Source organism: Tropicimonas sp. IMCC6043, assembly GCF_004146235.1.
Lineage (GTDB): Bacteria > Pseudomonadota > Alphaproteobacteria > Rhodobacterales > Rhodobacteraceae > Tropicimonas.
On the sequence record NZ_SELO01000003.1, the window covers coordinates 73,200 to 85,481 of the forward strand.

9 protein-coding genes are annotated in these 12,282 nt (G+C 65.8%); 8 read left to right on the forward strand and 1 reads right to left on the reverse strand.

Annotated features, from left to right (window positions below; all coding sequences use genetic code 11):
* Positions 1-55 precede the first annotated feature (55 nt).
* The 4 genes from EU800_RS04625 to EU800_RS04640 are packed head-to-tail and all read left to right on the forward strand — an operon-like array spanning position 56 to position 4,021.
* Positions 56-1,492, forward strand: coding sequence for a circularly permuted type 2 ATP-grasp protein (locus tag EU800_RS04625; RefSeq protein ID WP_165354561.1), 1,437 nt, complete (start codon positions 56-58; stop codon positions 1,490-1,492).
* Positions 1,492-2,433, forward strand: coding sequence for an alpha-E domain-containing protein (locus EU800_RS04630; protein WP_129629038.1), 942 nt, complete (start codon positions 1,492-1,494; stop codon positions 2,431-2,433). The genes EU800_RS04625 and EU800_RS04630 overlap by 1 nt, the downstream gene beginning before the upstream one ends.
* Entirely contained in the window at positions 2,426-3,247 is an 822-nt protein-coding gene (locus EU800_RS04635; protein WP_129629040.1) for a transglutaminase family protein, read from the forward strand. Before EU800_RS04630 ends, EU800_RS04635 begins: the two co-directional genes overlap by 8 nt.
* Before the next feature lie 30 nt (positions 3,248-3,277).
* On the forward strand, positions 3,278-4,021 hold the full coding sequence (locus EU800_RS04640) for a peptidase (RefSeq protein ID WP_129629042.1): 744 nt from the start codon (positions 3,278-3,280) through the stop codon (positions 4,019-4,021).
* Between the two features lie 67 nt (positions 4,022-4,088).
* On the opposite strand, the gene EU800_RS04645 is transcribed toward EU800_RS04640, so the two are convergent.
* Positions 4,089-5,639, reverse strand: a complete 1,551-nt coding sequence (locus tag EU800_RS04645; RefSeq protein WP_129629044.1) for an acetolactate synthase large subunit — start codon at positions 5,637-5,639, stop codon at positions 4,089-4,091.
* 201 nt (positions 5,640-5,840) lie between these two features.
* On the opposite strand from EU800_RS04645, the gene EU800_RS04650 reads away from it, so the two are divergent.
* From EU800_RS04650 to glgB, 4 genes are all read left to right on the forward strand, one after another.
* The gene (locus EU800_RS04650; protein WP_129629046.1) at positions 5,841-6,734 is read left to right on the forward strand and encodes an aldo/keto reductase family oxidoreductase; all 894 of its coding nucleotides are present in this window, start codon (positions 5,841-5,843) and stop codon (positions 6,732-6,734) included.
* A complete protein-coding gene (locus EU800_RS04655; protein WP_129629048.1) occupies positions 6,734-7,261 on the forward strand; it encodes a flavin reductase family protein in 528 nt (175 codons plus the stop codon). Before EU800_RS04650 ends, EU800_RS04655 begins: the two co-directional genes overlap by 1 nt.
* 313 nt (positions 7,262-7,574) lie before the next feature.
* Positions 7,575-9,995: a glycogen/starch/alpha-glucan phosphorylase gene (locus tag EU800_RS04660; RefSeq protein ID WP_129629050.1), complete on the forward strand. Its 2,421-nt coding sequence runs from the start codon at positions 7,575-7,577 to the stop codon at positions 9,993-9,995.
* Positions 9,996-10,038: 43 nt separating this feature from the next.
* Complete coding sequence (gene glgB, locus EU800_RS04665) at positions 10,039-12,255, forward strand: 1,4-alpha-glucan branching protein GlgB (protein ID WP_129629052.1); 2,217 nt, start codon at positions 10,039-10,041, stop codon at positions 12,253-12,255.
* Positions 12,256-12,282: the final 27 nt, after the last annotated feature.

Genomic DNA, 12,282 nt, shown 5'->3' on the forward strand with positions numbered 1-12,282 from the left:
AGGCAATAGGTCGATGCCGCCTTGCCGGGGCCGGAACCATGCGCATTCTGATGTCATGGAGACCGATCAGAGCCCTTTCGACGAGATGCTTGCCGCGGCCGAAATAGCCCGCGATCCCTACCGAGATTATTACGACTGGTTCGCCGGTGAGGAACCACGGCGCCTGAGGCAGAAGTCGGCCGAGGCGGAGACGGTGTTCCGCCGCACCGGCATCACCTTCAACGTCTACGGACAGAGCGAGGCCGACGAACGGCTGATACCGTTCGACATCGTGCCGCGGATCATCTCGGCGCGTGAATGGGCCCGGCTCGAGCGCGGCATCCATCAGCGCGTGCGCGCCATCAACGCCTTCCTGCACGACATCTACCACCGCCAGGAGATCCTGCGCGCCGGCCGCATCCCCAAGGAGATCGTTGCCGCCAACGACGCCTTCCTGCCCGAGATGATCGGCCTCTCGCCTCCGGGCGGTGTCTATACGCATATCATCGGTGTGGACCTCGTGCGCACCGGCGAGGACGATTTCTTCGTTCTGGAGGACAATGCGCGCACCCCGTCAGGCGTCTCCTACATGCTGGAGAACCGGGAGACGATGCTACAGATGTTCCCCGAGCTCTTCACCAAACTCAAGGTGCGCCCGGTTTCGGCCTATCCGCAGCTTCTGCGCCGCTCACTCGCGCAGGCGGCGCCGGAAAGCTCGCCGAACGCGCGGCCGGTGGTCGCCGTGCTGACGCCGGGGATCTACAACTCGGCCTATTTCGAACACGCCTTCCTCGCCGACCAGATGGGCGCCGAACTCGTGGAGGCGAGCGATCTCACGATCGAGGACGGACGGGTGGCGATGCGGACGACGCGCGGCCACACCCCCATCGACGTGCTCTATCGCCGCGTCGACGACGATTTCCTCGACCCGCTGACCTTCAAGCCCGAAAGCATGCTCGGCGTGCCCGGCATCATGGATGTCTACCGCGCCGGCAACATAACCATCGCCAACGCGCCGGGCACCGGCATCGCCGATGACAAGGCGCTCTATTCCTACATGCCCGAGATAGTGGAGTTCTACACCGGCGAACGCCCGATCCTGCAAAACGTGCCGACCTGGCGTTGTTCGGAGAAGGACGCGCTGGCCTATGTGCTGGACCATCTCGCCGAGCTTGTGGTCAAGGAGGTGCACGGCTCGGGCGGCTACGGCATGCTCGTCGGTCCCGCAGCGAACAAGAGGGAACTTGCCGAATTCGAGCGCAAGCTGCGCGCCCGGCCGTCCAACTACATCGCCCAGCCGACGCTGGCGCTCTCGACAGTGCCGATCCTGACACGCGCCGGGCTCGCGCCGCGCCATGTCGACCTGCGCCCCTTCGTGCTGGTCTCGCCGCAGGGGATCGAGATCACCCCCGGCGGGCTCACCCGCGTGGCGCTGAAGAAGGGATCGCTGGTGGTCAACTCGTCACAGGGCGGCGGAACCAAGGATACCTGGGTGCTGGGGGACGAGAACTGATGCTGGGCAAGACGGCCGGCGGCCTGTTCTGGATGTTCCGCTACCTCGAACGGGCGGAGAATGTTGCGCGGTTGCTGGAGGCCGGCTGGCGAATTGCGCTCACCCGCTCCGGCGAGGGCTCGAACGAATGGCAGTCGATCCTGATCACCGCCGGCGCCGATTCCGCGTATCGCGAACGGCATGACAGCTACGACGCCGCAGCGGTGATCAACTTCATGCTGCGCGCGCAGGACAACCCCTCCTCCGTACTGGTCTCGGTTGGCCTGGCCCGGCAGAATGCGAGGCTGGTGCGTACGGCGCTTTCCCGCGAGGTCTGGGAGGCGACGAACGAGGCCTATATCGCGCTCAAATCCGCCCTCGCCCGACCGGTGAGCGAGCGCAACCTGCATGACACGCTGGCGCTGATCCGCAACCGCACCGCGGTGGTGCGCGGCATGCTGCACGGCACGATGCTTCGCAACGACATCTTCTCCTTCGCTCGGCTCGGCACCTTCCTCGAGCGGGCCGACAACACCGCGCGCATCCTCGACGTCAAATATTACGTCCTGTTGCCGTCGGCGACCTTCGTCGGCTCCTCGATCGACAATGTGCAATGGGAGGTGATCCTGCGCGCGGTGTCCGCCGCCCGGGCCTTCCGCTGGCTGAACGAGGGCGATCCCACGCCGCAGGCGATCGCCGAGTTCCTGATCCTCGATGCGCGGATGCCGCGCTCGCTTGCCTTCTGCCAGAGTCAGATGGACCGCAATCTGGGAGAGCTCGCCAGCGAATACGGGGAACGCCGGCCCTGCCACGACCTCTCGCGCGAGCTCGGCGAAAAGATCGGGACCAGCAGCGTCGTCTCGATCTTCGAGGAGGGGCTGCACGAATTCCTCGGCGCCTATCTCGGCGGCCTCCAGGCGCTGGCCAACCAGATCCAGACGGACTACCGCTTCCATGCCTGAGACCAAGCGCCTCTCAATCAGCCACCGCAGCACCTACCGCTATGACACGGCAGCGAAATACGCGCTGCAGCGCCTGCGGCTGGAGCCGCGCGACTTCCAGGGCCAGACCGTGCTCGACTGGTCCGTGCGGCTGGAGGGCGCGACGCGGCAGGTGGTCTATGACGACGCCTACCTCAACCGCACCGAGTTGGTGAAGGCCGATGAAGGAGCAACCGAGATCGTGATCGTCAGCGAGGGCAACGTCGAGGTCGAGGACCGTGCCGGAGTCGCCGGACCGGATCGCGGCTATGCCCCGCTCTGGCTCTTCGAGCGGGCGACGCCGCTCACCGCCCCGGGTCCGTCGCTGCGCGAACTGGTCCGCGACCTGCGTGCCGAGTGCGACGTGACGCCGGACGGGCTAGACCACCTGCACCTGCTCACCCAGATGATCGGCGCGCGTGTCGCCTACGAGAAGGGCCGCACCGACAGCGCCACTCCGGCAGAGACCGCTCTTGCCGCCGGCCATGGCGTTTGCCAGGACCACGCGCATATCATGATCGCCGCGGTGCGGCTCCTCGGCCAGCCGGCGCGCTACGTCAGCGGCTACCTTCTGATGGACGACGTCTTCCACCAGGAAGCGACGCATGCCTGGTGCGAGGTCTGGACCGAAGGGCTCGGCTGGGTCGGCTTCGACATCTCGAACGAGATCTGCCCCGACGAGCGCTATGTCCGCGTCGCCACGGGGCGCGATTATCGCGAGGCGGCACCGATCACCGGCCTTCGCCAGGGCGAAGGCACCGAATCTCTCGACGTGCAGGTGCAAATACAGCAATAGGCAGACGCAGGCTGGGAAAGGACCAGGCGAATGACCTATTGCGTCGGATTGCTGCTTGAGCGGGGTCTCGTGTTCATGTCGGACACGCGGACCAATGCCAGCGTCGACAATATCTCGAGCTACAAGAAGATGTTCACGTGGTCCCGGCCCGGCGAGCTGTGTCTTACGCTGATGACGGCCGGCAACCTGGCGACCACCCAGGCGGTGGTGAGCCTGCTGGACGAGCGCGAGAAGGAGCCGGGCGCGCGGCAGCCCAACATCCTCGAAGTCAAGACCATGTTCGAGGCGGCGACGATGATCGGCGCGACGCTCAAGGAGGTGATCGCCACCCATTCCGACAACGGACAGGGCGCCGATTCGACCTTCCAGGCGACGATGATCCTCGGCGGCCAGATCGGGGCTGGCGCGCCGCGGCTGTTCCTGATCTACCCGGAGGGCAATTTCATCGAGGCCAGCTGCGACACGCCGTTCTTCCAGATCGGAGAGGTGAAATACGGCCGGCCGATCCTGTTGCGCGCCTTCGATCCGGCGATGAGCTTCGAGGAGGCGATCAAGCTCCTCGTCGTCTCTTTCGATTCCACGATCAAGGCCAATCTCTCCGTCAGCCCGCCGCTCGACGTCCATGTCTACCGCGCCGGCAGCCTCCGGCCTGGCCCGACCTTTCGCCTGAAACAGGACGATCCCTATCTCGAGACGATATCGACCGGCTGGGGCGTGGCCCTGCGCAAGGCGTTCGGCGACCTGCCCCCCTTCGAGATGCCCGCCGAAGCCTGACGGGCTGAGATCCCGGGCCACACGCGGGCACTCGGCCCCGGACGCGGTCCGGGTCGCCGCGTGCCTGTCAGCAGGCGATCTCGATGAGGCATGGGCCGCGGCGGTTCATGGCGTCCGAAAAGGCCTCGGTGAAGGCGCCGACGGTCTCGACGCGGACACCGTCCACGCCATGGCCCTGCGCCAGCGCCACCCAATCGAGCTCTGGCGACTCGACGTTGAACATGCGCTCGGCGTTCCGGCCGATCTCGGTCACGCCGACATTGGCCAGTTCGCCGCGCAGGATCTGGTAGCCGCGATTGGCGAAGATCAGCACCGTCACGTCGAGATTCTCGCGCGCCATGGTCCAGAGTGATTGCACCGTGTACATCGCCGAGCCGTCGCCGGTGGGAGCGATGACCTTGCGCCCGGGACAGGCGATCGCGGCACCGACGGACAGCGGCAGCGCCGCACCGATCGCGCCGCCGGGATTGTAGAGCAGGTCATGCCGCGGCCCCTGGCGCATCTGAGCCAGCATCGGCGGGCCGGAGGTGACGCCCTCGTTGGCGATGATCGCACCCTCGGGGATGTGATGCGCCACCACCCGGCCCACATCCTCGGCGGTGATTGCGGCCTCCGGGTCCGCCGGCAGGTCGGGCAGCGCGAGTGGCAGCAGCGCAGGCTCCACGTCCGCCGCGCCCGTAGCTTCGGCCAGTTCCTGGAGCGTGAATGCCAAATCCATCTGTGGAGTACAAAGATTCAGGATTCTGCAATCTGCGCGTTCGGGCGTCGAGGGCCTATCGGGATAGGCGAAGAATGAGGTCGGCTGTCCATGACCAAGAAGCACCATGTGGCGAATGTCCTTCAGAATCTCGACATTCTCCAGCACCGGATAGACGAGGCAGTCGATGGCGACAGCGCCTGCCCCGCGCTCGATCCGGGGCACGAAAAGATCGGCCATGAGCCGGCAGCCAGTGGCCGCAGCGATACGCCCGGCCAGTCGCGCAAGCTCGCCATAGAGTGCGCGCCCGCCCAACATGAGCGCCGCCCCTTCTTCGCGCAACGCCTGCGCCGCGGCAGCAATCTGGTCGGGGCGGGGACGATGGAGCTTCACCGGCGGCAGCGGGTCCGCGGGCCCTTCCGCTTCTTCCCAGGCTGTATTGGCCGGCAAGATGAGCGTGGCGATCTGGCCGTTTCGGGCGGTCGCGGCGCGTATCGCCTCGGCGCCGTCCTGTGCAACTTCCAGCGAGTCCATCGTCGCCATGACCCAATCGGAAACCGGGCCGGTGACGCCCTTGATGTCACCCTTGAGCGGAGCATCGTAGCGCAGGTGGTAGTCGGCATGTTCGCCGACCACGTTAATCATCGCCGAGTGGCCCTTGCGAGCGTTGTGGACATTGGCATAGCCGTTGCCGAAGCCAGGCGCGAGATGCAGGAGCGTCGCCGCCGGCCGGCCGGTCATGCGATAATACCCATCCGCCGCGCCGGTCGCGCCGCCTTCGAAGAGGCAGAGGACGCAGCGCATGTCGGGGTGCCTGTCGAGCGCGGCGACGAAATGCATCTCCGAGGTTCCGGGATTGGCGAAACAGACATCCACCCCTCCCGCCAGGAAGGTTTTCACAAGGGTTTCCGCGCCGTTCATCGCTCGCCTCCGCAGCCGACCGCCGTTTCCGCGCGCAATCAAGCATAGCGCGCGGCGAGGTGCACTGCGATAAATTGCAGGGGCCCGGGATCCGGTGCGGCCTCTTTGGAGGGAGCCGGATCGTCGCCTTGTCCGCCTTCCCGGTTGTCGTGCGCCGCCGCGCCCTATATCCGGCAGATGGGCCGGAAAGAGGGGCAGCCAATGGAACGCGTCGAACTCAATGTCGGGCTGGAGCTCAGCCGCGTCGTCTATGGCACGTGGCGGCTCGGTGGCGGCGACACGAGCACGCCCGCCGGCGTCCAGGCCAGGCTCGAGGCCTGCCTCGAACAGGGTATCACCAGTTTCGACCTTGCCGATATCTATGGCGGCTACACCACCGAGGCACTTTTTGGCACGGCGCTCAAGGCTGCGCCGCATCTGCGCGCCGGGATGGAGATCGTCACCAAATGCAACATCATCGCGCCGGTCGGTAGATATGCAGACCGGCCGGTGAAATACTACGACAGCTCGCCGGCCCATATCGCCACCTCGATCGACCGCTCGCTGCAGAATCTTCACGTCGAACGGATTGACCTCCTCCTGCTGCACCGGCCCGACCCGCTGATGGACCCGGTGGAGACCGGCCGCGCGCTCGACGAGGCGGTGGCATCCGGCAAGGTGCGGGCGGTGGGTGTGTCGAACTTCATGCCGCATGATTTCGAACTGTTGCAGGCAGCGATGGAGACACGGCTCGCGACCAACCAGATCGAGATCTCGCTGCTGACCCACGCGCCTCTGACCGACGGCGCACTGGCCTTTCTGCAATGCCGGGGCGTCGTGCCAATGGCCTGGTCGCCCCTTGGTGGCGGTGCTCTGCTCTCCTCCGGCCACAGCCAGCTCAACGCTACGCTAAGGGAAATCGCCGTGCGGGAAGGTGTCGAACCGATGCAGGTGGCGCTCGCGTGGTTGCTCGCCCACCCGGCGACGATCCTTCCGGTCGTCGGCACCGGCAAGATCGAGCGCATCCGGCAGATTCCCACCGCGCTCGACTTCGGCATGGACCGCGAGACCTGGTACAGGCTCTACACCGCCGCGCTTGGCCACGAGGTGCCCTGATGACTGTCCCAAGCGATCACGCGCTCCCGACCGCCGCGAGCTTCACCCCCGGCCCCAGCCGCGAGCGGGCGCTCCGGACGGCGCTCGGCGCCTTCGCCACCGGCGTGACGGTGGTGACGTGCGGGAGTTCCGACGGCCCGCTCGGGTTCACCGCCAACAGCTTCACCTCCGTTTCGCTCGACCCGGCGTTGGTGCTCTGGTGCCCCTCGATCCGCTCCGAACGCCACGATGCGTTCGTCGCCGCGTCGCATTTCGCGATCCATGTCCTGAGCGAGCACCAGCTCGCCCTGTCGCAGCGTTTCGCCGAGCGGGCGGAAGATTTCACAGGGATCGACTGGGAGGAGAGCGCCGAGGGCGTGCCGCATCTTTCGGGTTGCCTGACGCGGCTCGACTGCCGCCATTTCGCTTCCCATGGCGCGGGCGACCATACGATCGTGATCGGCCAGATCGAGCGGGTCACGCACCGTCCCGGCACGCCGCTTCTCTTCGCGCTCGGCGCCTACGGCCGGCTCGGCGGAACGCTCTGACCGGCGGCACCGGCGGCGTCGCGACGCGATGATCCTCGCCGAAAGCCCAAATTTCCGGCAGACAGGCCGGATCTTCCCTTCCATCGCGGTTGTTCGTGTCACCAGCACAGTCGCGCGGGCACCCTTGGGCAACCCGACCAGCCCACCTAACGCCTTGTCCTGTCAGCGTCTTCGCCCGGAGTATCCTTGCCTTTCCGGACATGGCGCTCTCGGACTCGGGGCTTGCGCCGATCCACCTCCTCGTCAATAACCGCCGGGAAGACTTCCGCGCCGCGCCCCCTCCCCCATGCGGCCACGAGACGAGGAAAACATCATGACCTCCCCGCGAGCATCCGCCGGCCTCCATCACGCCGACATGAAGGATTCGATCCTGCATCATCTGGTCTATACCCAGGGCAAGGACGTGACGACGGCGCATATCTATGACTGGCGCATGGCCGTCTCCTACGCGGTGCGCGACCGGATCGTCGACCGCTGGTTCGAGGCCACCCGCCGCACCTATGCCGAGAAGCGCAAGCGGGTCTATTACCTGTCGCTCGAATTTCTCATCGGCCGGCTGCTGAAGGACGCGGTGGTCAACATGCGGCTGGAAGAGGACGTCGAGGGCGCGTTGCAGCGTCTCGGGCTCGACTGGCTCGAGATCATCGAAGACGAACCCGACGCGGCGCTCGGCAATGGCGGTCTCGGCCGGCTCGCCGCCTGTTTCATGGAAAGCCAGGCGACGCTCGGGCTCCCGGCCATGGGATACGGCATCCGCTACGAGAACGGGCTGTTCCGCCAGCGATTCGAGCATGGCCGCCAGGTCGAGGAACCGGAGGACTGGCTCGGCCAGAAACACGCCTGGGAATTCGTCCGTCCGGAAGTCTCGATCGATATCGGCTTCGGCGGCCATGTGCAGGAGATCGGCGGCCGCGCCCACTGGCACCCCTCCGACATGCTGATCGCGATGGCGCATGACACGCCTGTGATCGGCTGGAAGGGCCGCTGGGGCAACACGCTGCGCCTCTGGGAGGCCCGACCGATGCACGGCTTCGACCTCGCCCGGTTCAACCGTGGCGACTACGTCGCCGCCGCCGAGCCCGAAGCGCAGGCGCGCACCCTCTCGCGGGTGCTCTATCCGGACGATCACACCGAGCAGGGCAAGGAACTGCGCCTGAAGCAGGAGTTCTTCCACACCGCGGCGAGCCTGCGTGACATCCTGCGCCGCTTCGAGAGCGAGTATGACGATCTGAAGCTGTTGCCGAAGAAGGCCGCGATCCAGATCAACGACACGCACCCGGCGATCGCCGGGCCTGAACTCGTCCGCCTGCTGCACGACGAGCGTGGGATGGATTTCGAGGAGGCGGTCGGCATCGCCCGAGCGACGATCTCCTACACCAACCACACACTCCTGCCCGAGGCGCTCGAGACCTGGAGCGAGGCGCGGATGGGCCGGCTGCTGCCGCGCCACATGCAGCTCATCGACCGGATCGACGATCTGCACCGGCGCGAGACCGGCACCGGCCATCTCAACGCCCACCAGGACGGCCGCGTCCACATGGGCACGCTCGGCTTCATCATGGCCCACAAGGTTAACGGCGTGGCCGCGCTCCATACCGAGCTGATGAAATCCACTGTCTTCAAGGACCTGCACGAGGCGCATCCCGACCGCATCGTCAACGAGACCAACGGGGTAACGCCGCGGCGCTGGCTGCTGTCCTGCAATCCGCGTCTGGCAGGGCTCATCACCGAGTCCATCGGCGAGGAATGGGTCGATCACGCCGAGCAGCTGAAATCTCTCGAACCTTTCGTGGAGGATGCCGGCTGGCTGGAGAAGTTCGCCGCCGCGAAGCGCGCCAACAAGGTCGACCTGACCCGCTGGATCGCGGAGAACATGGAGATCAGCGTCGATCCGGACTCGGTCTTCGATATCCAGGTCAAGCGGATCCACGAATACAAGCGCCAGCACCTCAACATGCTGGAGACGATCGCCCACTGGCTGGAGATCCGTGACAACCCGAATGCCGACTGGCTGCCACGGGTGAAGATCTTCGGCGGCAAGGCATTCCCGAACTATACCTATGCCAAGGAGATGGTGCGGCTCTGCAATGACATCGCGCATGTCCTGAACTCGGACCCGCTGACCTCGCGCTATCTAAAGGTCGTGTTCCCGGAGAACTACAATGTCAGCCTCGCCGAGCGCCTGATCCCGGCGGCCGATCTCTCCGAACAGATCTCGACCGCCGGCAAGGAAGCCTCCGGCACTGGCAACATGAAGTTCTCGCTCAACGGCGCGCTGACCATCGGCACGCTCGACGGCGCCAATGTGGAGATTCGCGACCTCGTGGGGGCGGAGAACTTCTTCCTCTTCGGCATGACTGCGCCGGAGGTGATGGAACGCCGCCACGAGCCGGGCCATTCGGCCCGCGCCATCGCAGAGGACCCGCGCCTCGCGCGTGCCATCGACACGATCCGCCAGGGCCGCTTCAGCCCCGACGAACCCGGCCGCTACCACATGATTACCGAGAATCTCGCGCATGACGACTACTTCATGGTCTGCTCGGATTTCTCCGACTACTGGCGGGCGCAGCGGGAAGTGGACGCGGCCTATGTCCAGCCGGCGAGCTGGTGGCGCATGGCCGCGCTCAACACCGCGCGCACAGGCTGGTTCAGCTCCGATCGCACCATCCGCGGCTACATGAAGGACGTCTGGGATACCGAGGCGGCATCCTTGGTCGATGTCGCCGCAGAATGAGGTCTTGGCTTGCGGACAAGCCGAAACCGAGTAGCGTGGGTGCATGACCGATGCGCCCGCCAAATACCCGCAAATGCCGCTGTCGCCGGAAACGGCCCAGCAGATCGCAGCCGGTGCGCTGCGGGATCCCTTCGCCATTCTCGGCCCGCACGAGGCCGCTGACGGCAACGTCTGGGTGACCGTCTTCGACCCCGGCGCCTCGCAGATGTCGGTAATCACGGAACGGAAGGAATTTCCGCTCGCACGTGTCGACGGCGTACCGGGCGTCTTCTGCGGCAAGATTTCGAGCCGCGTGCCCTACCGGGTCCGCGGCACCAACGATGCCGGCGAGACATGGGAAAACGAGGATCCCTATCGCTTCGGCCCGGTGATCGGCGAGATGGACGAATACCTGCTCGGCGAGGGCACGCATCAGCGCATCTGGCAGGTGCTGGGTGCGCATGTGATGGAGCACGAGGGCGTTCCGGGAACCCATTTCGCGGTCTGGGCGCCCAATGCGAAGCGGGTTTCGGTGATCTGCGATTTCAACGCCTGGGACGGCCGGCGCAACCCGATGCGGCTGCGCGGGGCGACCGGGGTCTGGGAGATCTTTCTGCCCGGCATCGGCGAGGGCACGCCGTACAAATACGAGATCATCGGCGCCCAGGGCCAACTGATGGCCGCCAAGGCCGACCCTGTGGGCTTCGGCGCCGAACACCCGCCGGCGACGGCGAGCATGGTGCGCGACATCAGGGGCTATGGCTGGGACGACGACGGCTGGATGCGCCACCGCTCCGAGCACAACGCGCATGACAAGCCGATCTCGATCTACGAGGTCCATCTCGGCTCCTGGAAGCGCAAGCGGGACGAGGGCAACCGCCCGCTCTCCTACCGCGAGGCAGCGGTGGAACTCGTCGATTACGCCAAGGAGATGGGCTTCACCCATCTGGAATTCCTGCCGATCAGCGAATTCCCCTTCGACGGCTCCTGGGGCTACCAGCCGATCGGCCTCTTCGCGCCGACGATCCGCCACGGACCGCCGCACGAGTTCCGCGACCTTGTCGAGGCCGCCCACCTCGCGGGGCTTGGCGTGATCCTCGACTGGGTGCCGGGCCACTTCCCGTCCGACGTGCACGGGCTGACGCAGTTCGACGGAACGGCGCTCTACGAGCATGCCGATCCGCGGGAGGGGTTCCACCACGACTGGAACACCATGATCTACAATTTCGGCCGCGCGGAGGTCGCCAACTTCCTGATTTCGAACGCGCTCTACTGGCTCGAGGAGTATCACGTCGACGGGCTCCGCGTGGACGCCGTGGCCTCGATGCTCTACCGGGACTATTCGCGCAAGGAAGGCGAGTGGATTCCCAACATCCATGGCGGGCGGGAGAATCTCGAGGCGATCAGCCTGCTCCAACGGACCAACACGATTTGCTACGGCGAGGTTCCGGGCATCATGACAGCGGCCGAGGAGAGCACCTCCTTCCCCGGCGTCTCCAAGCCGGTGGACACCGGCGGGCTGGGCTTCGGCTTCAAGTGGAACATGGGCTGGATGAACGACACGCTCGACTATGTCAGCCGCGACCCGATCCACCGCCGGCACCATCACCACCAGATGACCTTCGGCATCCACTACGCTTTCAGCGAGAACTTCATCCTGCCGATCAGCCATGACGAGGTGGTGCACGGCAAGGGGTCGATGCTGACCAAGATGCCGGGGCTCGAGGGCGAACGCTTCGCCAACCTCCGCGCCTATTACGGCTTCATGTGGGGCCATCCCGGCAAGAAGCTCCTGTTCATGGGCTGCGAGATCGCCCAGTGGGCTGAGTGGAACTACAAGGACCAGATCGACTGGAACGCCGCCGAATACCACACGCATGCCGGCGTGCAGACACTGGTGCGCGACCTGAACTTCCTCTACCGCGAGACGCCGTCTCTCTATGTCAAGGATTGCGAGCCGGGCGGGTTCGAATGGCTCGAGGCCAACGACATGGACAACTCGATCTTTGCCTGGATCCGCCGCGGCGGGCCGAAGGATCCCGAGGTTGTCGTGGCGTGCAACTTCACGCCGATCGAGCGGATGGGCTACCGGATCGGCCTGCCGGCCGCGGGCAAGTGGAGGATGGCGCTCAACACGGATGCGAAGGAATATGGCGGCGGCGGACGCGGTGACATGAACGGCGTCACCGCCGAGCCAACGCCCTGGCATGGCCAGGATCATTCCGCGCCAGTAACATTGCCGCCGCTCACGACCGTTATACTGGTGCGAGACACGAACTGACATCAGCCCCAGAAGACAGCAGGAGGA